The organism is Heliomarina baculiformis (assembly GCF_019966545.1).
In the GTDB taxonomy this organism is placed as follows: Bacteria; Pseudomonadota; Alphaproteobacteria; order Rhodobacterales; family Rhodobacteraceae; genus Heliomarina; species Heliomarina baculiformis.
This window is the reverse complement of record NZ_JAIMIC010000004.1, coordinates 372,032-395,140: the sequence shown is the minus strand read 5'-3', so window position 1 is coordinate 395,140 and position 23,109 is coordinate 372,032. Positions and strand designations below refer to the sequence as shown.

18 protein-coding genes are annotated in these 23,109 nt (G+C 60.7%); 10 read left to right on the top strand and 8 right to left on the bottom strand.

Annotation, left to right across the window (positions count from 1 at the left end):
* Positions 1-59: 59 nt before the first annotated feature.
* Together MF268_RS11775 and MF268_RS11770 are read right to left on the bottom strand one after the other, a co-directional pair.
* Positions 60-1,220: a hypothetical protein gene (locus MF268_RS11775; RefSeq protein WP_238371052.1), complete on the bottom strand. Its 1,161-nt coding sequence runs from the start codon at positions 1,218-1,220 to the stop codon at positions 60-62.
* Between the two features lie 21 nt (positions 1,221-1,241).
* Positions 1,242-1,538 carry a PAAR domain-containing protein gene (locus MF268_RS11770; protein WP_233145659.1) on the bottom strand — a complete coding sequence of 99 codons (297 nt, stop codon included), beginning with the start codon at positions 1,536-1,538 and terminating at the stop codon, positions 1,242-1,244.
* 278 nt (positions 1,539-1,816) lie between these two features.
* Here MF268_RS11770 and MF268_RS11765 point away from each other — a divergent pair, with 278 nt between their 5' ends.
* The gene (locus MF268_RS11765; RefSeq protein ID WP_238371051.1) at positions 1,817-2,653 is read left to right on the top strand and encodes an alkaline phosphatase family protein; all 837 of its coding nucleotides are present in this window, start codon (positions 1,817-1,819) and stop codon (positions 2,651-2,653) included.
* Positions 2,654-2,809: 156 nt separating this feature from the next.
* Here the strand turns inward: MF268_RS11765 and MF268_RS11760 are convergent, their stop codons facing one another.
* The 4 genes from MF268_RS11760 to MF268_RS11745 form a co-directional block, all read right to left on the bottom strand.
* On the bottom strand, positions 2,810-2,998 hold the full coding sequence (locus MF268_RS11760) for a hypothetical protein (protein ID WP_238371050.1): 189 nt from the start codon (positions 2,996-2,998) through the stop codon (positions 2,810-2,812).
* Positions 2,999-3,097: 99 nt separating this feature from the next.
* Positions 3,098-4,606: a glucosylglycerol-phosphate synthase gene (gene ggpS / locus MF268_RS11755; RefSeq protein WP_238371049.1), complete on the bottom strand. Its 1,509-nt coding sequence runs from the start codon at positions 4,604-4,606 to the stop codon at positions 3,098-3,100.
* Positions 4,596-5,375 carry an HAD-IIB family hydrolase gene (locus MF268_RS11750; RefSeq protein WP_238371048.1) on the bottom strand — a complete coding sequence of 260 codons (780 nt, stop codon included), beginning with the start codon at positions 5,373-5,375 and terminating at the stop codon, positions 4,596-4,598. Before MF268_RS11750 ends, ggpS begins: the two co-directional genes overlap by 11 nt.
* Positions 5,372-6,502, bottom strand: a complete 1,131-nt coding sequence (locus tag MF268_RS11745) for an NAD(P)H-dependent glycerol-3-phosphate dehydrogenase (RefSeq protein ID WP_238371047.1) — start codon at positions 6,500-6,502, stop codon at positions 5,372-5,374. Before MF268_RS11745 ends, MF268_RS11750 begins: the two co-directional genes overlap by 4 nt.
* A 464-nt stretch (positions 6,503-6,966) precedes the next feature.
* On the opposite strand from MF268_RS11745, the gene MF268_RS11740 reads away from it, so the two are divergent.
* Together MF268_RS11740 and MF268_RS11735 are read left to right on the top strand one after the other, a co-directional pair.
* Positions 6,967-7,860 (top strand): UTP--glucose-1-phosphate uridylyltransferase, encoded by an 894-nt coding sequence (locus MF268_RS11740; RefSeq protein WP_238371046.1) that lies wholly within the window; start codon positions 6,967-6,969, stop codon positions 7,858-7,860.
* 79 nt (positions 7,861-7,939) lie between these two features.
* The gene (locus MF268_RS11735; protein WP_238371045.1) at positions 7,940-9,586 is read left to right on the top strand and encodes an alpha-amylase family glycosyl hydrolase; all 1,647 of its coding nucleotides are present in this window, start codon (positions 7,940-7,942) and stop codon (positions 9,584-9,586) included.
* Here the strand turns inward: MF268_RS11735 and glpK are convergent.
* On the bottom strand, positions 9,583-11,070 hold the full coding sequence (gene glpK, locus MF268_RS11730; protein ID WP_238371044.1) for a glycerol kinase GlpK: 1,488 nt from the start codon (positions 11,068-11,070) through the stop codon (positions 9,583-9,585). The genes MF268_RS11735 and glpK overlap by 4 nt on opposite strands.
* A gap of 103 nt (positions 11,071-11,173) precedes the next feature.
* A complete protein-coding gene (glpD, locus tag MF268_RS11725) occupies positions 11,174-12,775 on the bottom strand; it encodes a glycerol-3-phosphate dehydrogenase (RefSeq protein ID WP_238371043.1) in 1,602 nt (533 codons plus the stop codon).
* A 359-nt stretch (positions 12,776-13,134) separates the two neighbouring features.
* On the opposite strand from glpD, the gene MF268_RS11720 reads away from it, so the two are divergent.
* The 7 genes from MF268_RS11720 (at position 13,135) to MF268_RS11690 (ending at position 23,007) form a co-directional block, all read left to right on the top strand.
* Entirely contained in the window at positions 13,135-15,225 is a 2,091-nt protein-coding gene (locus MF268_RS11720) for a DEAD/DEAH box helicase (RefSeq protein WP_238371042.1), read from the top strand.
* A gap of 199 nt (positions 15,226-15,424) precedes the next feature.
* Positions 15,425-16,363: a YihY/virulence factor BrkB family protein gene (locus MF268_RS11715; RefSeq protein WP_238371041.1), complete on the top strand. Its 939-nt coding sequence runs from the start codon at positions 15,425-15,427 to the stop codon at positions 16,361-16,363.
* Between the two features lie 43 nt (positions 16,364-16,406).
* Positions 16,407-17,564: an AI-2E family transporter gene (locus MF268_RS11710; RefSeq protein WP_238371040.1), complete on the top strand. Its 1,158-nt coding sequence runs from the start codon at positions 16,407-16,409 to the stop codon at positions 17,562-17,564.
* A 43-nt stretch (positions 17,565-17,607) separates the two neighbouring features.
* Positions 17,608-18,426, top strand: coding sequence for a transglutaminase-like domain-containing protein (locus tag MF268_RS11705; RefSeq protein WP_238371039.1), 819 nt, complete (start codon positions 17,608-17,610; stop codon positions 18,424-18,426).
* Positions 18,427-18,603: 177 nt separating this feature from the next.
* Entirely contained in the window at positions 18,604-19,152 is a 549-nt protein-coding gene (locus MF268_RS11700; RefSeq protein ID WP_238371038.1) for a PAS domain-containing protein, read from the top strand.
* A 35-nt stretch (positions 19,153-19,187) separates the two neighbouring features.
* A complete protein-coding gene (locus MF268_RS11695; RefSeq protein WP_238371037.1) occupies positions 19,188-22,604 on the top strand; it encodes a CheR family methyltransferase in 3,417 nt (1,138 codons plus the stop codon).
* Entirely contained in the window at positions 22,594-23,007 is a 414-nt protein-coding gene (locus MF268_RS11690) for a response regulator (protein WP_238371036.1), read from the top strand. Before MF268_RS11695 ends, MF268_RS11690 begins: the two co-directional genes overlap by 11 nt.
* Positions 23,008-23,109: the final 102 nt, after the last annotated feature.

Genomic DNA, 23,109 nt, shown 5'->3' with positions numbered 1-23,109 from the left:
CGTGTAATGCTTGTGGCCCGAGACGACTTTCGGACACCCCATTTTCTTACTTCACGAAGTCACGCCGGTAGTTTGAACTGGCAGGACCCGCAGGCGCCCAGCGGCGACTGCCCCAGCAGCTGGCTCAGCACCGCGTTCAGCGCCGCCATCGCCTCGAGCAGCGGCAGCGCGGCTAGGGTCGGCGGTTTCATCGACATCGACGCTGACATCACCGGCGCCGCCGCCTTTGCCGTCGCCGCGCCCAGTCGCACATTCTCAAGATCCGGCAGGTCGCCAAGCTGCGACATCAAAAGGGTCGCCGGGTTCGGCAGCGCGATCCGCAGGCTTGCCACATAGGCCAGCATCGCGTTAACCCGCGCCACGCCCGCCGGGGTCAGCGCATCCATGCCGAAGGCCTCGTGTATCACGCCGATACTGTCCAGCTTGGCCGCCGCATCCAACAACCCCAGCGCATCGAGCGCCATCATCGGCAGGGCCGCGACCGCCTTGATCATGTTCACGGCCATCTTCATGAAATCCGGTTCTGTGACGGGCGGCAGCCCCATCGCCGCCGGCGCCGAGGCCAGCGGCGCAAAGGCTGCCATGCTCATCGCAAGGTTCAGCTTTGCGGGCGGCAGCGCAAAAGGCTGCATCGCCAAGGGCTGCGCCTGGAGCGAGGCCGAGAACCGCGCCGCCTGCTGCAAGCGCACACCCGGATCGCCGAGGCTCAACGCCGCGGAAAAGCTCGGATCGACCCGCGCCAGTGCCATCGGGCACAGGCCTTGCGCGCGCAGTTGCAGCGTCAGCCGGGCCGCCAGCGTCATGTTCTGCAATTGCATCGGCGGGATCGCCTGAAACGGCGCTAGCGCCTGCATCGTCTCTGCCATCAGGCTGGCCACCGCCTGCTTGATCTGGAGGATCAGCTTTTTCGGGTCAAGCAACGGAAAGATCATCCCCGCCGCTGCCAGCCGCATCACGAGGCTCAGCACCGGCCCGCCCGAGAGCGGCAGCGGCGCGCCCAGCGTCGCGTTCATCCATGCGGCACCGGTCATATCCGGCAGGGCCGCGTTCATCTTCATATCCGCCCGCATCGCGACCGGACCGCTGGCCGCCATCGCTTCCAGCCCCAGCAGATCCGCCAGCATTGCCAGCTGCGGCGGCACCGGGGCCACGGCGCTCAGGCTGACCTTGGGCGCCATCGCTGGCAGCCGCATCATGTTGGTGGCACAGAAACAGGGCATCGCGTTACCTATGAAACGGGGTCAGCCCCCGATCATCACCGTCGGCGCGCCCGCAACGATCGAACCGCCATGCGCAGTCATATCGCCGATCCGGACGGCGGGTTTTTTGCAGACCATCACCGTCATCGATCCCTTGACGATCACATCGGGCGGGCCGACGCAGACGCAGTTATCTGTCACCACCGATTGCGGCAGTTTGCAGGTCAGCACGGTCGGCGCGCTGACCCCGATGATCGGGCCGCCCACATGCGGCACCGGCACCGGCGCGGGCGTAACCATCGGACAGACATGCATGTCGGTGATACGAGAGGCGAGCATTGGCAAAATCCCCAAACGGGCTGAAAACAACTCTGCTCAATAGACACCCCGCCCCCCGGTCTGACAAGCAATCTGGATCACATATCCCCGAATAAATTTCGGGTCTTGCGCGAGATCCCCGCCAGAAAGCTGCCTCTCTGATGTACAGGGGGTGTACAGAAGGTGCACAGATGTCACCCCCGGATTTGCCGCCTCAAATCCGGTTGCAACCGGGGCTCAAGCGTCCTTAGATGCGCGCCATAAAGCCTAAACATCGGCCCGGCAAACGGAGCGCGCCCATGCAGAACAAACTTCTCCTGATCATTCTCGACGGCGTTCCGTGGCGCAACTGGAGGCGGCTCTTCGGCAATCTCGAAGGCTGGGTCACCGCTGGAGAGGCCCGGGTCTGGAAGCACCGCGCGGTCCTCCCCTCGATCTCGGCAAGCTGTTATGCCTCGATCCACACAGGCGTCACCCCGCAGGAACATGGCTGCACAGGAAACGGCAATGTCTTCCGCCTGAGCCAGCCCGACGTCTTCAGCCAGGTCCGCGCGGCGGGCGGTGTCACCGGGGCCGTCGCCCATTCCTTCTGGTCGTCCTTCTTCAACCGTCATCCCTTCGATCTGGTGCGGGATATTGAATATGACGAACCCGAGAGCGACACCATCAACCACGGCCGGTTCCACACGATGACGGGCTATGGTCTGGTCAACCAGATGACGCCCTCCGACGTCGATCTCTTTGCCTCGCTGACCAATCTTTGTATGCGTTTTTGCTTGAATTACGGGATGTTACATACCTGCACGCTCGACAGCATGGGGCACCGTTTCTTCCACGATTGTCAGGAAATGGACCACGCCTGCGCGGTCATGGACGAAATGCTCGCCCCGTTCATCCACAAATGGCGCGCCGCCGGGTACGAAATCATCGTGACAGCCGATCACGGTCAGGACGAACGCGGTCATCACGGTGGCCACAGCGCCCTGCAACAGGAATCTGCGCTCTATTACTTCGGTCCCGCCGAAGGCCCGGACGCCGGTGCGGTGATCGATCAGCTACAGCTCGCGCCGACCATCCTGTCGCGGCTTGGTGCCCCCGTGCCGGACACGATGAAGGCCGGCAGCTTTCTGATGTGATCCCCCAATCTGTTCCACCGAAACCCGGATCGTACTCTGGGTAAAGCACCGGTTTACCTGTCACGGGTAAACCACCTCCACGCCACGCTGTCTCATCAAAAAGACCCTATTCCCATGCCGCAGCTTAGAAACGGGTCAGGGGCAGCGTGACGGTCCCTACCGACCCGTTGCGCGGCGCTTTTCCTTGCCAAGGTCGATCTGAGTGGGCTTGTCGCATTTGGTGGCCTGCGCTGGAAACAGGCTGATCGCCCCCTCGGTCCGGCGCGCGACGACCGGAGCCTCCTCGGCCTCATATCCAACTTCGATGTTCGCGCCATCGCACGAAAAGACCGCCTTCAGCCGCATAGTCCCCCCATTCTGCAACCGGCCCCATGCGCGGTTTGCAGGGGCTCCAAAGCATGACTATGCGACAGAACCATGAATAGAGGGGAAGAAAACTTTTGATTATTCCTGTTTTTCCAGCGATTCTTGCCTTCGCGCCACGGCAGCATCGAACTCGCGCTGCTGAGCTTCGCCCCATGCGGCAACGGTAAATCTCTTTACAACCGAGCGAAGAGTTTTCATCCGGTGACGGCGCTCTTCCTCGGGCATGTCCAGCGCCGACAGAATCGCACTGTCCATCGATCGATACGAGAACGGATTGGTGATGACAGCGGAATGTAACTCGACCGCGGCACCCGCGAACTCGGACAGGACCAGCACCCCGTCCCCATCCACGCGGGCAGCACAAAATTCCTTGCAGACAAGGTTCATGCCATCAACAAGCGGCGTGATCCAGGCCACGTCAGCGGCCAGATAATACTTGATCAGATCGTCAAACGGGATCGCCCGCGAGATCAGCGCAATCGGTTGCCAGCGCAGCGTCCCGTAGCGGCCATTGATCCGCCCTGCGGTTTCCTCGATACCGGTCTGCACCGGGGCATAGGCCGACATGTTGCGATCTGCGCTGACCGAAACGTGCATCAGCTTGACCTTGCCGCGCAATTCCGGGTGTTCGGCGAGCACACGTTCGAAACTCTCAAGCTGGTCGACCCCGCCCTTGGTGTAGTCGGTGCGTCCGACAGACAGAATCAACTTGCAATCGCCCATGTCCTCGCGGATTTCGCGGGCGTTTTTCTGAACCTCCGGGTCGTTCGCGCGGGCTTCGATGAAATCCGGGTTCACCCCCACATTCGCCGAGCTGATCGCCACCTTGCGCGCCTCGTAGGACAAAAGCTTGGGATAGCTGCGCTCGCTAAGCGCGGTCCCGTCCGAAACCATCTCGGGGTCGACCTTGTGCCGTTCCAACACATCCACGTCGAAAAGGCTTTGTGCGACAGAAACGAAGTTCGACGCATAGCGCGCGATGTGGAAACCGACGATATCACAGGCCAGCAGGCTGCCGACGATCTCGCGCCGCCACGGCAGCACGTTGAACATATCCGCTGCCGGGAAAGGCGTGTGGTGAAAGAAGGAAATCGTCACATCCGAACGCAGGGTGCGCAGATAGCCGGGCACCAGCCATAGATTATAGTCATGGATCCAGACCCTCGCGCCCTGCGCGGCCTCGCGGGCGGCGGCCTCGGCAAAGGCCCAGTTCACCTCACGGAAGGTCGGCCAGTCGACCGGATCGTAATTGAACTTTTCCTTGAAGCTGTGAAGGATCGGCCAGAACGCCTCTTTCGAGGAAACGTGATAAAAGCTGCTCACCTGCTCATAGGTCAGCGGCAGGCGCGACACGTTATATTTGCCATATTGGTCGTCAATTTCCACGACCTTCTCGAAATCCGGATTGGCCGGATCATCGGCCAGCTTCCAAGCGATCCAGGATGCTTTTTCGGCGGTTGCAAAAAAGCTCTTCAGCGTCGGAACAATGCCGTTCGGGCTCTTGTTCTCGCGAAACTTTATGACGCCGTTTTCTTCAACCTCTTCATAGGGTTGACGGTGATAGACGATGACCAGATCAGACGACATTTTTCAGAATTTCTTTGCTGCCGGGATGAAGGTTGAACTGGGTCATGGCCTCGGCGATTCCGGCGGCGCCGATGGCTTTCGCCCGGTGAATTTTTTCGTCCTGCGGCAGCGCCTGCAACAGCGGCTGCTCGGACCCGCCGACCGCCACCGCATAGGTGCCCGCGATCAGCATCGAAAGGTCGTTCAGCGTATCGCCCGAGGCCAGCACCCGCCCCTGCGGCACCCCTAGATGGTCAAGCAGGCGCAAGAGCGATGGCCCCTTGCTGACCCCCGGCGGCAGGACGTCGAAAAAGCGGTTGTCCGAAATCAGGACATCCAGTCCCATGTCGCCGATCAGATCGGCAGCGGCAGGGTCATAGCTTGCAGGGTCATAGTGATAACTGACCCTATAGCGAAACGGGGTTTCCTGCAAACGCAGCCCGGCTGCATCGGCCAGTGCCGTGCGCACCCTGTCGCCGCTGTCGCTCCACCGGCCCGAGATATCCTGTTCCAGCGCTTCGATTGGGCGAATATCGCCGTCTTCTACCTTGGCGATGGTCGTACCCACATCTCCGATCACGTATTCGGGCCAAGGCAGATCGCCGCTCGAACAGGTTTCAACCATGAACTCCGGGTCCCGTCCGCTGACAAAGATCAAACCCACGGTATCGCGGTTATCCTCGATCCAGTCGTAAAGCTGGCGCCGGTCCTCATCGGTGCCGCCAAGAAACGTGCCGTCAAGGTCAGTGGCCAGAACGAACTGGCGCTCGTGAAAATCGGGCAGGCTCATGCCGCACCTCCGTCAAGGCGCGTACCGCTGGTCATCGCCGGGTTGTTCATTTCAATCGCCAGCGCGCGCGGTTCGGATTCGATGGGCCGCGTCCAGAGATCGGCAAAGGCACGCGACATGCCCACCTCGCCGGTCAGGATGCTGTGCACGGTTTCGCAGATCGGCATGGTGACATTCACGCGCCGCGCCAGATCGACGACCGAGGCGGCATTCGCCTCACCCTCGACCACAACGGGTTTGCCGTCAAAGCATTGATCGCGCGGTATTCCCTGCCCAAGCTGAACGCCAAGCGACATGTTCCGTGAGGTCTGGCTGGAGCAGGTCAGAGTCAGATCCCCTGCCCCGGCAAGCCCGGTCACCGTTTCACGTCGCCCGCCCAGCGCCTCGGCCAGTTGCTTCATCTCATCCATGCCGCGGGTAATCAGCGCCGCTCGGGTATTCTCTGCATATCCCGCGCCGGTCATCATCCCGCAGCCGATGGCGATCACGTTCTTGATCGCGCCGCCGATTTCGACGCCAACCAGATCGTCCGAGATATAGGTTTTGAAAAACCCGGTGCTCATCGATAGCGCCAGCTGCGCCGCCGGGCTCGCATAGGGATCAAGCCGGTCCTGATGCGAGAAATCAAAGGCCACGGTCGCCGCCGTCGGATGACCCAGCGCGGTTTCGCGGGCGAATGTCGGGCCCGAGATCGTGCCCACGGGAACGTGCCGGATTTCCTCGGCCACCACCTGCGACATGAGCGCGCCAGTCGACGGTTCGATCCCCTTGGTGCAGACCGCAACAGGTGTGCCGTCCATGATCAGGTCACGCAGCTGCGCCGCTGTTTGCCGTACCGCGCCCGAGGGCACCACGAGCAAAACGGCGTCCGCACCGGTCACCGCTTCGGCCAGATGATGCGTGGCCTTCAGCGTCTCGGGCAGTGCGATATCGCCCAGATAGCGCGGATTGCGGTGCTCGTTATTGATGGCGTCAACAGTGGCCTCATCCCGCGCATAGATCCGCACCTGCCGGCCAGCCCTTGCTGCGACGCTTGCAAGGGCGGTGCCCCAGGCGCCGCCGCCGACCACGGCGATACGGGAATACGGGGTGCTTTGCGAAGTCGGGGATATGAGCGTTGATGTCATTTCTCTGGTTTGCGATCTGCACGTTTATTACGGGTTCAAAGGGCATTTCCGCCCGCGTGATCCGGGCGCGGCCATTCAGTTTTATCGAAACATGGCGCGCCGCCTCTGTTGCTTAACGAGCTATACTGTGCACCTGCGGTATCAAGGCGGTATAGTCCAAAAAAGCCATACAGACCCTCAACCGTTTCCAAATCGCCTAGCTTTTAAGCAGAATTGACCTGCGCAAAATCTGGCCTTCCAGCGGCAAAAATCCCCGATCCGTCACATTTCGGCCCTCTAGGCCTTTGATTTCACTAATTTTCCGAAAATTCGCCGTTTTACAGCCCGAGACTCATCCGATCTTGCGCGTCAGAAAACTGATCCGGCGACCGCAATTTTAGCGGTGTCGTTTTTTGACATTCCGGGTGTGAAACCTAAAGTAAAACCATTCGCTGCAATGCGGCATGACGATCAGAGGATTAACAATGACCAAAACTGTAAGAACTGCGATTTTCCCAGTTGCCGGGATGGGTACCCGCTTTCTGCCTGCTACCAAGGCGATCCCGAAAGAGTTGCTTCCGGTTCTTGATACGCCCCTGATCCAGTATGCCATCGACGAGGCCCGCGAGGCCGGTGTCGAGAAGATGATCTTTGTAAACCACCCGTCGAAATCCGCCATCGAACAGCATGTGCTGCACGACGCCAAGCTGAACGCGACGCTGTGCGAGCGTGGCAAAGGCAAGCTGGCGGCTGAACTCGAAGCTGCCGCGCTGAACGAAAAAGACATCGAAGTCGTGTTCACCCATCAGGAGGAACCGCTTGGCCTTGGCCACGCGATCCTCTGCGCGCGGGAAGAGGCGCTGCCCGGTGCGGTGGCGGTGGTCCTCCCCGACGATCTGATCCTTGGTCGCCCGGGTGCGCTTGGCCAGATGATCTCGGCTTATGAAAATGGCGACGTCGACCACATGCTCGCCACGATGGAAGTGCCGCGTGAAAACGTGTCGTCCTATGGTGTGCTTTCAGTTTCGCGCCGCGACGGTCCCTTTGCGATCTGTGACGGTCTGGTCGAAAAGCCGGATGCGGACGTTGCGCCCTCGACCACAGCCGTGGTCGGCCGTTACGTGCTGGACAACTCCATCTTCGAGGCCCTGGCAACGCAGGAACCCGGCGCGGGCGGTGAAATCCAGTTGACCGACGCGATTGCCAGCGCCATCGGCGACAAGACCGTCGCGGGCTACCGCTTTGCCGGGCACCGATTCGACTGTGGCTCGAAAGAAGGAATGCTAAGCGCCCAGCTTTTCCTTGCCGCGCAAAACCCCGCCTATGACGCGGTGATCTCGGAATTCCTCGGCACTAGCGCACAGGCCGAGGTGGCCTGAGCAAGCTTTCTCTGACATAGAGACACGAACACGCGTTGCCCCCTACGGGGCCGCGCGATCAGAAGACCAGGACGCAGCCATGAGCGATTTTGCACAAACCGCCACCGAAACCGACAAGGACTGGTGGCGCGGCTGCACGATTTACCAGATCTACCCGCGCAGCTTTCAGGACAGCAATGACGACGGGATCGGCGATCTGATCGGCATTGTCGAGCGGATGCCCTACATCGCCAGCCTTGGCGTGGACGCCATCTGGATCTCGCCCTTCTTTACATCGCCGATGAAGGATTTCGGCTATGACGTCAGCGATTACTGCGACGTCGATCCGATTTTCGGCACGCTGGCCGATTTCGACATGCTGATCGACGCGGCCCATGGGCACGGTCTGAAGGTCATCATCGACCTCGTGCTGTCCCATACCTCGGACCAGCACCCGTGGTTCCAGAAAAGCCGTGTTTCGCGCGAAGGCCCGATGGCCGACTGGTATGTCTGGTCGGATGCGAAACCAGACGGTACGCCGCCCAACAACTGGCTCTCCTTCTTCGGCGGCAGCGCATGGCACTGGGATCCCCGACGCGAGCAGTATTACCTGCACAACTTTCTCGCCTCCCAACCCGATCTGAACCTGCACAGCGAGGCGGTGCAAAGCGCCCTGCTGGGCGTCACCCGGTTCTGGCTGGATCGCGGCGTCGATGGTTTCCGGCTCGATACGGTAAACTTCTACTTTGCCGACAAAGAGCTGCGCGACAACCCGGCGCTGCCGCCCGAGGGCCGTAATGCCATCCACGCCCCACGCGTGAACCCCTATAACTATCAGGAACATCTCTATTCCAAAAACCGGCCCGAGAATTTCGAATTTCTCCGCCGAATGCGCGTGCTGCTCGATGAATACCCTGCCGCGACAACTTTGGGCGAGGTCGGCGATGCCCAGCACGGGCTTGAGCTGCTCGGCCAGTATACGTCTGGCGATGACTATCTGCACATGTGCTATGCTTTCGAATTCCTCGCGCAGGAACCGCTGACCGCGGCCCGCATTGCCGAGGTACTCTATAAGGTGCATCAGGTCGCGAATGACGGCTGGGCCGCATGGGCGTTTTCGAACCACGACGTGATGCGCCATACCTCGCGCTGGGAGCTTTCGCCCGCCGCGCAGCGCCTTTATGCGACGCTCCTTTTGTGCCTGCCCGGATCGGCCTGTCTGTATCAGGGCGAGGAACTTGGACTGGAAGAGGCCGACGTGCCCTTTGAGGACATACAGGACCCCTACGGCGTTGAATTCTGGCCGGAATACAAGGGCCGCGACGGCGCGCGAACGCCGATGGTCTGGGAAACCCACGAACGCAACGCCGGTTTCAGCGAGGGCGAACCGTGGTTACCGATCAGCCATGAACATGCCCGTCGCGCTGTGGACGTGCAGGAACACGAACCCGGCGCGATACTGCATCATTATCGCCGCGCGCTGGCCTTTCGCAAAAAGCACCCCGCATTGGTTTTAGGGATGCAGGACGGGGTCTACGCCTTCGGCGACGTGCTGCATTTTCGCTGTGTCCATGACGAAGAAACGCTGTTCTGCGCCTTTAACATGTCGGACACACCTTCGGTCCACGCCCTGCCCGGCGGCGACTGGGAAACCATCGGGCAAGGGGTCGGCGGCGCGAACAAGAGCCCTGACGGCAGGCTCCACATGGGCCCGTGGCAGGTCTGTATCGCGCGCCTGATTGACTAGACGGACATCGTCGCCTTGACCGCGCGCTTCCACGCCGCGTATTTGCGGTCGCGCTCTTCGTCCGACATCTTCGGCTCAAAGGTCTGATCCAGCGCCCATGTCTCGGCAAAGCCCTGCATGTCCGGGTAAACCCCGGCCCGCTGTCCGGCCAGCCATGCGGCACCCAAGGCCGTTGTCTCGAGCACCTTGGGCCGATCCACCGCCGCGCCAAGGATGTCTGACAGGAACTGCATCGACCAGTCGCTCGCGCTCATCCCGCCATCGACGCGCAGGGTCGCCCCGGCGGCATCGCTCTGCCAGTCCGCATGCATCGCCTCAAGCAGATCGCGGGTCTGATAACCCACCGATTCAAGCGCCGCCTTGGCAAATTCCGCCGGTCCCGAATTGCGGGTCAGGCCATAGACGGCGCCTCGGCAATCCGCATCCCAATAGGGCGCACCCAGCCCGACAAAGGCCGGCACAAGGATCACGTCCTGATTCTCATCGGCCTTTTCCGCAAGCGGCTGGGTTTCGGGCGCGTCGCGGATCATCTTGAGCCCGTCGCGCAACCACTGCACCACCGCCCCGGCGACAAAGATCGATCCCTCAAGCGCATAGGTCGGCTTGCCATCGAACTGGTAGGCGATGGTCGTCAGAAGCCGGTTCTTCGACGTCACCGCCTCGGACCCCGTGTTCAGCAGGGCAAAACAGCCGGTGCCATAGGTCGATTTCAGCATCCCCGGTTCAAAGCAGGCCTGACCGATGGTCGCCGCCTGCTGATCGCCCGCCACGCCGAGAATAGGCAGCGGCGAGCCAAAGAGATCGGCGCGGGTCATGCCAAAATCGGCGGCGCTGTCCTTGACCTCGGGCAGCATCTCCATCGGAATGTCGAAGAGGTCGCAGATCGTGCTGCTCCACCGCCCCTTATGGATGTCGTAAAGCATCGTGCGCGCGGCGTTGGTTGCGTCGGTGACATGGGATTCACCGCCCGTGAGCTTCCAGATCAGGTAACTGTCGACGGTTCCGAACAGCAGCTCCCCCTTGGCGGCCCGCTCGCGCGATCCATCAACATGGTCGAGGATCCATTTCAGCTTGGTCCCCGAGAAGTAGGGATCGGCCAACAGACCGGTGCGTTCGGTGATCTGCGTATCCTTGCCAGACTTGCGCAGGCCTCGGCAGAATTCGGCGGTGCGCCGGTCCTGCCAGACAATCGCGTTATAGATAGGCTTGGCGGTGGTCTTGTCCCAGACGAGCGTCGTCTCGCGCTGGTTGGTGATCCCGATGGCCGCAATGTCACCGGGGCGCAGCCCGGCGCGTTCGATCACCGCGCGGCAGGTGCCCGCGGTCGTCGACCAGAGATCGTCTGGATCATGCTCGACCCAGCCGCTGTCGGGAAAGTGCTGCGGGAATTCTTCCTGCGACACGGCCTTTACCTGCATATCCGCGTCGAAAATGATAGCCCTCGACGACGTGGTGCCCTGATCGATTGCAAGAATATGGCTCATCTGCCCCCTCCCCATGAGATGCGTTTCTGGTTATCCCACCTTGTGCCAAGAATTTTTGTGCAGGTCACGGGGGTTTGCGGCAAGCGGCCGCCGAAAGCGGAGGTTACGCGGCGCTGGAAGACTTGTCGCTGCGCTGAGAGGCCATCCATTTATCGAGACGCGCGACATCATCGGGTTTCATGCGCAGGCCCAGCTTGCTGCGCCGCCAGATCACGTCCTCGGCGGTCCGCGCAAATTCCCGGTCCATCAGCCATTTGACCTCCCGCTCGGTCAGGGTAGCGCCAAAGAGCTGCCCCAGATCCTCTTCGCTCTCGGCCTCGCCGATGATTTCGAAAGTATCGGTTCCATAGGCCCGCGCCATGCGTCGCGCCCAGAAATCGCTTAGATAGGGATAGGTCCGGATCACCCGGTTCACCAACTGCTCGGCCTTGTCCACATCGAACTTGCCACCCGGCAGAGGCGCGTCGGCGGTCCAGCTCTCTCCGACGCCGGAGAAGTAGGGCGATATCTTTGCCAGCGAATCCTCGGCGAGTTTGCGGTAGGTCGTGATCTTACCGCCAAAGATGTTCAGGATCGGCGCGCCGCCCGTATCGTCGACCTTGAGCGTATAGTCCCGCGTCGCCGCCGTGGCACTACTGGCCCCGTCATCGTACAGCGGGCGAACGCCCGAATAGGTCCAGACGATATCCTTGGCCGTGATCTGTTTCTTGAAATACTGGTTCGCGAAGTCGATCAGGTAATCGCGTTCGGCCGGCGTGCATTCCGGTTTTTGATCCGGGTCCTCCTGCTCGGCATCCGTGGTGCCGATCAACGTGAAATCGGATTCGTAAGGAATGGCAAAGATGATCCGCCCGTCCGTGCCTTGGAAGAAATAGCATTTGTCATGGTCGTAAAGCCGCTTGGTCACGATATGGCTGCCGCGCACAAGGCGGACGCCCTCGGTTGACTCGACCTCGACCTTGCCGTGGATGATATCGCCGACCCAGGGGCCACCGGCATTGACCAGCATCCGGGCGGTCGCCTCGAACTCCCGTTCGGTTTCCTCGTCGCGCAGGGTGATCAGCCAGTGATCCGTGACCCGCTCGGCCCGGATCATCTTGGTCCGGGTCATGATCCGCGCGCCCCGGTCCTCGGCATCGCGGGCATTCAGCACCACAAGCCGGGAATCCTCGACCCAGCAATCGGAATATTCAAACGCCTTCTCGAACTTGTCCTTGAGCGGCGCGCCCTCGGGCGTGTCGCGCAAATTGAGGTTCTTGCTGGGCGGCAATATCTCGCGCCCGCCAAGGCTGTCGTACAGCGACAAGCCCAGCCGGATCATCCATGACGGTCGGCGTCCGCGTGTCCATGGCATGAAGATACCCAGCAGGCGCGACACAGGCGTTTCCGTCTCGAACCGCATCTCTTCATGGTAGGGCAGCACGAAACGCATCGGCCAGCTAATATGCGGCATGTTGCGCAGCAGGACTTCACGCTCGGCCAGCGCATGTTTGACCAGCCGGATCTCGAAATATTCGAGATAGCGCAGCCCGCCATGAAACAGCTTGGTCGAGGCCGAAGAGGTTGCCGAGGCAAGGTCGTTCATCTCGGCCAGCCCGACGCGAAGCCCGCGTCCGGCGGCATCCCGCGCGATGCCGCAGCCGTTGATACCGCCCCCGATGACAAAGAGATCGTAATGTTCGGGGGTGGTCGTGGCCTCTGGCACCTGGCTTTCCTCGTCCCGTGTCCTTGGTTGAGACCGAGGGATAGGGGGCGGATGTGGCGCAGGCAAGGCAATTCTTGGACCTGTCGCGATCTGCGCCGCCCGATGCCTGCCGACAGGCGAAACGGCCTGAAAACAAGGCGAATTGCGCCGGTCGATCCGCCCCGATCCGGCGAATTTCTGCCCAGCTTTCTCGGCGAATGTGGCAAACCGGCCCGTCCCCGCCCTGCGGCCACAAGGCGCAAAGGTTGACACGAATTAGGCATGTACTTTCCCAATCCAGAGCGTTAGGGAGGCTCTTCTTCGGCGCGCCGAAACCCTATCGGGCGTGCCCGCCACCTCTTTCACGAAACGACACTTCCATGATCCAGACGATTGCCGATGCGTTGGCCGAACGCGGCTATGACACCCTCACCTCGGTTCAAGAGGCCGTCACCGCCCCCGAATTGCAGGACCGCGACCTGCTGGTTTCGGCGCAGACCGGATCGGGCAAGACCGTCGGGTTCGGCCTTGCCATTGCGCGGACGCTGATGGGCGATGCCGAAACGCTTGGCCCCGCCGCCGCGCCGCTGGCGCTGATCGTCGCGCCGACCCGCGAACTGGCGCTGCAGGTGATGCGCGAACTCGGCTGGCTTTACGCCCAGGCCGGGGCGCGGGTTGTCTCTTGCGTCGGCGGCATGGACATGCGCGACGAACGCCGCGCGCTGGAACGCGGCGCGCATATCGTCGTCGGCACGCCCGGCCGTCTGCGCGACCATATCCAGCGCGGCTCCTTCGACATGTCCGCCCTGCGCGCGATCGTTTTGGACGAAGCGGACGAGATGCTTGATCTCGGCTTCCGCGAAGATCTCGAATTCATGCTGGCCGAAGCGCCGGAAGACCGCCGCACCCTGCTGTTCTCGGCCACCGTTTCGCCAATGATCGCCAAGCTGGCCGAGCAGTACCAGCGCGATGCCGAACGTGTCAGCACCATAAGCAGTGCCAGCCAGCACGCCGACATCACGTATCAGGCGCTGCGCGTGGCGCAGAACGACGCGGAAAACGCGATCATCAACGTGTTGCGGTATCACGATGCCCAGAACGCGCTGGTCTTTGCCAACACCCGCGCGGCGGTGAACCGCCTTGCCGCCCGTTTTGCCAACCGGGGCTTCTCGGTGGTGAGCCTTTCGGGCGAACTCAGCCAGGCCGAACGCACCCATGCGCTTCAGGCGATGCGCGACGGGCGCGCCCGCGTCTGCGTGGCCACCGACGTGGCCGCGCGCGGCATCGACCTGCCCAATCTCGAACTGGTCATCCATGCCGACCTGCCCTCGAACACCGAGGCGCTGCTGCACCGCTCGGGCCGTACGGGCCGCGCCGGTCGCAAGGGGATCTCGGCGCTGATCGTCACGCCCAAGATCGTCAAGAAAGCCGAACGTCTTCTGAAATTCGCCAAGATCCAGGCTGAATGGACGGTACCGCCTTCGGCGGATGACATTCGCCGCAGCGACGAGGAACGCCTGCTGGCCGATCCGGTCTGGAGCGACGAAAACACCGCCTTTGAACAGGAATTCGCGGGAAAACTGCTGGCCCTGCACGCCCCCGAGAAAATCGCCGCCGCCTATTTCCGTCTGTACCAGACACGCCAGTCCGCGCCCGAGGATCTGTCGCCGCCCGATGCCGCCCCGGCTCCGCGCGAACGCAAGCCCTTTGGTCCGAGCACATGGATCAGCCTTTCGGTTGGGCGCGATGACCGGGCCGAGGCGCGCTGGCTTCTGCCGCTTCTGCTGCGGGCGGGCGATCTCCAAAAGGACGACATCGGCGCGATCCGCGTTCAACAGAACGAAACGCTGGTCGAACTGACCGAAACCAGCGCCGCGCCATTTATCGAACGCATCGGCGAAGGCGGCGAGCTTGAGGCAGGCGTCAAGATGCGCCGCGCCGATGGTCCGCCCCCGGCGCAGGGCAAACCCGGCAATGATCGCCCGCCCCAACGCAAAGGTCCGTCGGACAAGCCGCGCCGCAGCTTTGACAAGGCCCCAAAGGATCGTGCCCCGGCCGAAGAAAAGCCAATAAACCACACAATTTCGAAACCCTCCAAGCGCAAGCCCGATGCCGACCGGCACGACGCGCCGGCAGGCAGGCCGGATAACAAGCACAAGGGCAAGCCAGCCGGAAAGCCCGGTGCCAAGCCCGGCGGAAAACCAGGTGGCAAGCCCGGTTTCGGCAAACCGGCGGGCAAACCCGGCGGCAAGTTCACTGCCCGCCCCGCGCGCGACAAGGCCGATCAGGGCGATAGCAAGAGCGCCGAGCGCAAACCGCGCTTTGACGCCTCGGACACCTCGAAACGCATGCCCCGTCCGGATGGCAAACCCGGCCGCGCCCGGCCCGGTGCCGGAAAGCCCGGCGGTTCCAAACCCGGCAAGCGGGCCCGCCCGAACGACCGGGGCAGCACCCCGCCGCGCCGACCCTGACCGGGGCGCCTGCAAACCGGCAGGGAACCTCTTGCAACCGCAATAAGTTGACTCTTCGATACAAAGGAGAGTCAAAATGCATAACATCATTTATCTGGTTGGTCTTGTCGTCGTCGTTCTGGCCATTGTGGGCTTTGTATTCTGATCCGGGCCCATTCGGACGAGCAAGTCTCGAACCGCAGGGTAGCAAGGACATGATATGCCCCCTCCGCCAAATGCCGGCTTTCCGATCCGCCTGAGTTTCCGGGAATGGACGCGCCTCGGCTGGCGGATCAAGGACAAGATCATTGATGACCAGATCGGGCTATTGGCGGCAGGTGTCGCCTTTTACGCCCTTCTCGCGCTGTTCCCGGCGATCACGGCGATGATGGCGATTAGCGGGCTGGTCGTCGATCCGACCGAGATCGTTACCCAGATCGACCATCTCGAAGGACTGATGCCGGATCAGGCGGTCGAAATCATCACCGATCAGGCAACTTCCGTTGCGGGCAGCCGTCAAAGCGGGCTTGGTCTGACGGCGATACTCGGCATTCTGTTGGCGATCTATTCGGCCTCGCGCGGAATGGGCAGCCTGATCAAAGGCATGAATGTCGCCTATAACCAGCGGGAAAAGCGCGGGCTTATCGTGCTGACGCTGATCAATCTCGTGCTGACGGTCTTCCTGATCATCGGCATACTTCTTGGACTGCTGGCAACAACGGCTATTCCCGCATTTCTGTCTTTCATGGACTTCGGTCCGGGCTGGTCACTACTGATTTCCATACTGACGCTCGTCACAATTTTCTTCATGACGATCTTCGGGCTTTCCCTTCTCTATCGGTTCGGGCCGTCCCGACGTCGCCCGCAATGGTCATGGGCCTCTGTCGGTGCTGTTGTGGGGTGCTCCCTGTGGATCATCGCATCGGCCGGGTTCGCTTTCTACGTCAGCAATTTCGGATCTTACAACGAAAGTTTCGGCGCATTGGGCGGCATCGTGGTCCTGCTGATGTGGCTCTGGATTTCAGCGTTCATCGTGCTGCTCGGGGCTGAACTGAACGCCGAGATCGAAACCATCCGGGCGCAGAAACGGGCCGACGCCGCGGAACCGGAACCCAAAGGGTCCCCGGCGCGTAAGGTCACCACAGGTGAGACGGCCTGAACCGATCCCGGACCGGGAGACATAGCCAAACGGAAGGCATTACATGGAAAGCAAGCCACCGAGCCAGCCTTCCCCCGAGTTTCAGGGACCGGTGCGTCCCTCAACTCATGGTCTGAAATGGCCCGTCAGGGGCATCTTCCTCATACTGCTTCTGCACACGCTGGTCTGGGCCAGCGATTTCCTCATCCCTGTCACAGCAGCCTTTCTTGGCTATCTGGTTCTCAACAGGCCGCGCCGCCTGCTTGCGCGGATCGGTGTGCCCTCTCCCATTTCGGCCGCGCTTTTCACCGGGTTGATGGGGGTCGGCCTGGCCGTGGTGGCGTTCCAGCTCAGCACGCCCGCTGCCGAGATGATGCGCGACCTGCCGGAGATGGTGAAACAGATCAACGAAAAGGTTAACGCTACGGGCGGCCCGATCGAAGCACTGAACGAGGCCACCAAGGCTGCCAAGGATATCGTCGACGAGGACGAGGAAAAGCCGGTGGAGGTCACTGTCGTCTCCGACGCTGGCGTTGTCGGCACAATCATGAGCATGGCACCGTCGTTTGCCAGCCAGGTGCTGATGGCGCTGATCCTGCTATTCTTTCTTGTCGCCTCTGGCGATCTCTTTCTGACGAAAACGGTGCAAAGCCTTCGTCGCTTTCGCGACAAGCGAAAGGCTGTTGCCGTGCTCCATACCATCGAAGACCGGCTTGGCCACTACCTCGGGGGTATCGCTCTGATCAACGCAGGGCTTGGCGTCTCCATCGGCATCGCCATGATGTTGTGGAACATGCCCGGCGCGATCCTTTTCGGCCTGATGGGGTTCGCGCTGAACTTCGTGCCTTACCTTGGCGGTCTGCTCGGCGCCTGTATCGCCGCCGCGGTCGCATTCATAAGCCTTGATGGGCTCTGGCCCACGGCGGGCGTGTTCATCACCTACATCCTTCTGACCTCGATCGAAGGCCAGTTCGTGACGCCAATGGTGATCTCGCGCCGGATGCGGCTCAACACCACCGTCGTGTTCCTTACGGTGGCCTTTTTCGCGTGGATCTGGTCGGTCATTGGCATGATCGTGGCCCTGCCCGTTCTGATCGTGATAAAGATTGCCTGCGACGAAATGGAAAACATGCAGACGCTCGCGCGATTCTTGGGTGATTTCGCCTCCGAACCGGTGCATGACGAAAGCGAAAAGCAACCGCGTGAATCCACACCGACCTGACGCCTCGTAGTGTCCGTCCACTTCAGCCCCGACAGGAGCATCCATGTCATCCAACTCAGAACATTCCGAAACGTCGAGCGACACCAGCGGTCCCGCCCGACGGCTATCGGTGAGTGTGGACCTCGCATATGACGTGGCACAGGCAGCGGATATCTTGTTGCAAATCGGCGTCGGCGACTTCGACCGCCAGACGATGATTGATCATGCCTATTACTCCGACACGCAGCTAACGATCCGCGATGCGCCGTCTAACCTTGTCTGGGCGCATGTCGCGCAGAACTTTTCCTGCCGCTATACGGCGCTGATCGATGTGACGCGGCCCAATACCGATATACGGGCGTTTCCGACCATGTTGCTGCGCAATCTGCCCGAGGAAGTGATGCCCTACCTCGTGCCGTCCCGCTATTGCCCGTCAGATCTTTTCCAGAAATTCGCCGAGGACAATTTTGGCGCGAGCAGTGGCGGTCAGCGCGTTCTCGATATTCTGGACTGGGTGCGCAACAACCTGACCTACGTGATCGGCACCAGCGACGCACAGACCACCGCGCTGGAGACTTTCGTCGCCCGGCAGGGGGTCTGCCGTGATTTTGCTCATCTTGTAATCACGCTGGTTCGGGCCTCGACGATCCCTGCACGCATGGTATCGGGCTATGGACTGGGTGTTAAACCGCAGGATTTTCACGCGCTGGCAGAAGTTTACCTTGGCGGCGCATGGCACCTGATCGACGCCACCGGCATGACCGAGCCGAACGGAATTGCCAAGATATCGGTGGGCCGCGACGCGGCGGACATCGCTTTCATGACGATCTACGGCGGTGCTGCAAGCCTTGTGAACCAATCGGTATTAGTGACCGAGGTTTAGGACCGAAGAGCAGAAACGTACAAAAAGGATCTTTTCCGCCGTTTACTAATCCTCGACAAGCTCTAGTTTCCGCCGGATTGGGTTCAGATGACTTGCGGTCGGCAGGTCCTGTACCCTATTGCTAGTGAAATCAGATGCCTCAACCGTCAGGCACCCAGCCCGGGAAAACCAGTACGAATGACCTCCGATATCTCTGAGCTACCCAAGAGCCTGAGCGAATACTTTGAAAAATCCCGCGTAGCACTCGCCCTGTCCCGGCAGAATGAAGATGTACCGCTTGTAATGGTGAACAAGGCGTTCTGCGACCTGACCGGTTACGAACCGGATGATGTCATCGGCAAGAACTGCCGTCTTCTTCAGGGGCCCGACACCAAGGCCAGCGCAATCGACGCGCTGCATGAATTCATTCACGACGACAGCGTCGACAGCGGCAGATTCCCGATCCTCAATTACCGCAAGGACGGCTCGACCTTTCACAATTTCGTTTTCATGAGCCGCCTGCGCGACCGCCGCGCCCAGACCCAGTTCATCCTCGCTTCGCAGTTCAATCTCGGATCGGCGATGATGCGATCGGAAATCGAAAGAAACGACCGGAATTTGCGCAAGAGCATCACCGATGTGGAATCCGTGGGCCGGGACTTTGGCCTTGCAATGATGGGCTCTGCTGAAATCCTCGCGGATTCTATTGCCACGGTTGCAAAACTCTCGCTGAACGAAGAAAACTAATAAGAAACCAAAGTTAAACAAGAGACCCGCGTAGAATGAATGACCCAGTCGACGAGGACGATCGTCGCCTTTGTATCGTCGGAATCGGGGCATCTGCGGGCGGGCTTGAAGCAATCCGCGAGATGCTGGCCTCCGCCAATCCCGAAACCAACCTCGCATACGTCGTGATCCAGCATCTCGACCCGAACCACGAAAGCCTTCTGGCCGAGCTTCTCGGCCGGCAGACGGCGCTTGACGCGCAACAGGTATCGGGCGGTGAAAAGGTAGAGGCTGGCAAGGTCTATATCATTCCGCCGGGGCACGGGCTTACGATCCATGAGGGCGTGCTGGAGCTGACGGAATTCGCCCAGCCGCGCGGGCTGCGCCGTCCGATCGACGACTTTTTCGAAAGCCTCGCGCTGGATCAGGGGCGCTATGCCGCCTGCGTTATCCTGTCCGGCACCGGGGCAGACGGCAGTTCGGGCCTGCGCGCGATCAAGGAACACGGCGGGCTGTGCATTGCCCAGACGCCGGAAACGGCGCGCTATGACGGCATGCCCAACGCGGCCAAGGCGACACGCATGGTAGACTTCGTGCGTCGCCCCGATCAGATCGTCGATACGATCACGCAGTTCTATGCTCACAAATCGCTGGCGCAGGGCGACCCTGTCCTGTCGCGCACGGTTGCGGAATGTATCAGCGATATCTGCGATCAGCTCTACAAGGTCGTCGGCCACGATTTCACCGATTACAAACCCTCAACCCTTGTGCGCCGGATCGAACGGCGCATCCAGGTACTCGACCTTCAGGATGGCAACGAATATCTCGAACGCCTCAAAACGGATCAGGAAGAATGCGAGACGTTGTTCCGCGAACTCCTGATCAACGTCACCCGCTTTTTCCGCGATAGCGAACATTTCGAAGTCCTGAGAAACGAGGTGATTGAACCTCTGGTACGTGACAATAAGGGCGAGGAAATCCGCGTCTGGGTGCCCGGCTGTTCCAGCGGCGAGGAAGCCTATTCCATCGCGATGCTGTTCTCCGAGGAAGTCCGGCTTCAGCAAAAATCCATCTCGATCCAGATTTTCGCCACCGACATTGACGAACAGATGCTGACAATTGCTCGGCAGGGACTTTACCCAATCGCGGCACTTGCGGATATTCCGGAGGAGATGCGAGAACTCTACACGATTGCCCGCGAAGGCAAGTTCCAGATCAATTCGCGCATCCGGGACATGATCCGCTTTTCGCTGCACTCGGTGGTGCGCGACCCCCCGCTTTCGAACATCGACCTGCTTTCGTGCCGCAACCTGCTGATCTATTTCGGTGACAAGCTGCAATCCAATGCGTTGCCCGTCTTTCACTACGCGATCCGGCCCGGCGGCACCCTGTTCCTTGGCCCGTCCGAAACCATCGGCCGGTTCGACTCTGCCTTTGCAACGCTCGATCAGAGCGCACGGCTCTTCCGTCGCAAGGATGGCGATTCCGATTATCCGCTGCATCTGCGTGGCAAACGTAGTTCAGACAATGACTACCGTGATTCCGCTCGTGACGACCGGGAAGCGACGCGCGTGACATGGCAGCGTGGCATCGCTGCAGACCGCATCCTGCAGGCGTACGCACCGGCGACTGTGCACGTCACCGCCGCGGGCAAGATCCTTGGTTCCACCGGCCGCCTCAGCAAGTATCTCGCCCTCGAACCCGGCTCGGAATCCGCCCAGCACATCCAGTCGCTGGCCCGCCCCGGCCTGCGCGAGGCCGTCTCGGCCCTGATCCGGCGCGGCCCGGAACCCGGCAAGCGCGCCGTCACCCGCGATCTCAGCGCCCGCTCCGAATTCGGCCAGCAGCAGCTTGACCTGATTGCCGAGGGCCTGAGCGATGGCACCACGCTGCTGATCTTTCAGGACCGCGAGAAATTCGAAGCGATCGACGACGCCGATATCGAGGAACTGAACCCGTCGGACAGCCATGTTCAGAGCCTCGAGGAAGATCTGCGCTCGACCCGCGCCCGCCTGCATATCACGGTCGAGGAACTCGAGACCGCAAATGAAGAGCTGAAAAGCTCGAACGAAGAAATGATGTCGATGAACGAAGAGCTTCAATCGACAAACGAGGAACTCGCCACCGTCAACGACGAGCTGAAATCAAAGGTCGATCAGCTTTCTGTCGCCAATGCCGACCTGCACAACTTCTTTTCCTCCACAGCGCTGCCGCTGGTGGTGGTGGACAGCAACCTGCACATCCGCAACTACACCGAGGCGATCCTTGAAATTTATCCGTTCCGCCGCGGCGACCGGGGGCGGCCGCTGAACGAAGTCAGCAGCGTTGTTCTGGAAAACGGCGAAATCATTCAGGCCACGACCGACGTGATCAACGGCGGCGAGGCCAAGTCCCTGCACGTCCGCGACATGACCGGCGGCACCACATGGTCATTGCTGGTCACGCCCTACAAGGGCTCTGACGATAGTATCGACGGTGCCACTCTGGTGTTCACGAACCTGACGCAGGAACTCCGGCTCGAACAGGCCCTTGCCGAGGAAGGCGACCGCCTGCGGCTTGCGCTCGAAGTCACCGAGCTTGGCGTCTGGGAGTTCATACCCTCAACGCAGATGCTGCGCCTTGACGAGACCAGCAAGGCCCTGCTCGGCCTGCCGGAAAAATCGCCAGAGGACCTTCCCCTGGAAGAGGCGGCCAAGTCGCTCGACAAGGAAAATCAGAAGATTTTGTCCGACGCCTTCGAGGATATCTCGCAGCAGGACGAACTCGATGTGACCGTCACCCTGCAGGAAGCCGACGGCCAGAGCCGCGAAATCCGGCTCTACGGTCGCGCCGATGGACCGCGCCGAGTGTTCCGTTTGCTCGGGGTGATCTCGGATGTCACCGCACAGAACGAAGCGGCGCGTATTCGCGAGCTGATGCTGCGCGAGATGAACCATCGCGTGAAGAACATGTTCTCGATAATCTCGGGCATGCTGCGGCTTGTGGGCCGCTCCGCGACCACGGTGGGCGAAGTTGTCGAAGGCGTGGAAACCCGTGTGGCCGCGCTGGCGCGGTCGCACAATCTCAGCCAGCAGCAAAGCGGTGCCCCTGTCAGCCTGAGGGATGTGATCGAGGCAACACTGTCACCCTATGCCGGCGAAGACCGCTACGACATGAAGGGTCCGAATGTCACAGTAGACAGCGGCGATTTGTCACCTCTGTCGCTTATTCTGCATGAATGGGCTACAAATGCAGCGAAATACGGCGTCCTTGGGCCGATTGAAGGCATTCTGCATGTGTCCTGGGAAGCACCCGTTAAAGGGAAATTAGAGATATTATGGAACGAATCCTATTCCGACGAATTTGAACATGGAGAGCAAAAAGCAGGGTTCGGTTCAATGCTGGTCCAGATTGCTGCGGATCAACTTGACGGAAGCGTCTCCGTAGACGCCTCACCGAACGGAAGAGAAATGAGATTGAATTATGGCACATGACATTCAGATGGCAAAAGAAGACAAAATAAAAGTTCTCATCTGCGAAGACGAAATCATCGTCTCGATGGACATCATGTTCATGATGGAGGATCTTGGCTACGACGTCGTCGGCCAGTGCGCGAGCGTGCGTGATGGTCTCAAAATCCTTGAAAACGAACGGCCTGACGCAGCGATACTTGATGTGCGCGTTAAAGACGGTGAGGTATTCCCTCTGGCCCGCGAACTCGAAAAGCGCGGCACGCAGATCATCTTCCATTCGGGTCATGCGCTTGAAGACCAGATTTCGGCCTCCTTCCCGGATGCGGCCTTTTGCCCGAAGCCGACCAATGGCCGTCAGCTTGGCAACTGCCTCATGGAACTGCTCGCCAAGAACGCGGACGAAAACGCCGAGCGTTCTCACTAGCTCTCAAGATTCATTATTCATCGGATCGCGATGAAAACGAAAAGCTCAGGAAAACTCCTGAGCTTTTCGTTTTTACAACCACCGTTTGCCGTCCGGCGTCCA

What these genes read in the sequence shown, in the direction of transcription:
- MF268_RS11775 (WP_238371052.1), bottom strand. Translation starts at nt 1,220, where the DNA reads ATGCCCTGTTTCTGTGCCACCAACATGATGCGGCTGCCAGCGATGGCG.
- MF268_RS11770 (WP_233145659.1), bottom strand. Translation starts at nt 1,538, where the DNA reads ATGCTCGCCTCTCGTATCACCGACATGCATGTCTGTCCGATGGTTACG.
- MF268_RS11765 (WP_238371051.1), top strand. Translation starts at nt 1,817, where the DNA reads ATGCAGAACAAACTTCTCCTGATCATTCTCGACGGCGTTCCGTGGCGC.
- MF268_RS11760 (WP_238371050.1), bottom strand. Translation starts at nt 2,998, where the DNA reads ATGCGGCTGAAGGCGGTCTTTTCGTGCGATGGCGCGAACATCGAAGTT.
- ggpS (WP_238371049.1), bottom strand. Translation starts at nt 4,606, where the DNA reads ATGTCGTCTGATCTGGTCATCGTCTATCACCGTCAACCCTATGAAGAG.
- MF268_RS11750 (WP_238371048.1), bottom strand. Translation starts at nt 5,375, where the DNA reads ATGAGCCTGCCCGATTTTCACGAGCGCCAGTTCGTTCTGGCCACTGAC.
- MF268_RS11745 (WP_238371047.1), bottom strand. Translation starts at nt 6,502, where the DNA reads ATGACATCAACGCTCATATCCCCGACTTCGCAAAGCACCCCGTATTCC.
- MF268_RS11740 (WP_238371046.1), top strand. Translation starts at nt 6,967, where the DNA reads ATGACCAAAACTGTAAGAACTGCGATTTTCCCAGTTGCCGGGATGGGT.
- MF268_RS11735 (WP_238371045.1), top strand. Translation starts at nt 7,940, where the DNA reads ATGAGCGATTTTGCACAAACCGCCACCGAAACCGACAAGGACTGGTGG.
- glpK (WP_238371044.1), bottom strand. Translation starts at nt 11,070, where the DNA reads ATGAGCCATATTCTTGCAATCGATCAGGGCACCACGTCGTCGAGGGCT.
- MF268_RS11720 (WP_238371042.1), top strand. Translation starts at nt 13,135, where the DNA reads ATGATCCAGACGATTGCCGATGCGTTGGCCGAACGCGGCTATGACACC.
- MF268_RS11715 (WP_238371041.1), top strand. Translation starts at nt 15,425, where the DNA reads ATGCCCCCTCCGCCAAATGCCGGCTTTCCGATCCGCCTGAGTTTCCGG.
- MF268_RS11710 (WP_238371040.1), top strand. Translation starts at nt 16,407, where the DNA reads ATGGAAAGCAAGCCACCGAGCCAGCCTTCCCCCGAGTTTCAGGGACCG.
- MF268_RS11705 (WP_238371039.1), top strand. Translation starts at nt 17,608, where the DNA reads ATGTCATCCAACTCAGAACATTCCGAAACGTCGAGCGACACCAGCGGT.
- MF268_RS11700 (WP_238371038.1), top strand. Translation starts at nt 18,604, where the DNA reads ATGACCTCCGATATCTCTGAGCTACCCAAGAGCCTGAGCGAATACTTT.
- MF268_RS11695 (WP_238371037.1), top strand. Translation starts at nt 19,188, where the DNA reads ATGAATGACCCAGTCGACGAGGACGATCGTCGCCTTTGTATCGTCGGA.
- MF268_RS11690 (WP_238371036.1), top strand. Translation starts at nt 22,594, where the DNA reads ATGGCACATGACATTCAGATGGCAAAAGAAGACAAAATAAAAGTTCTC.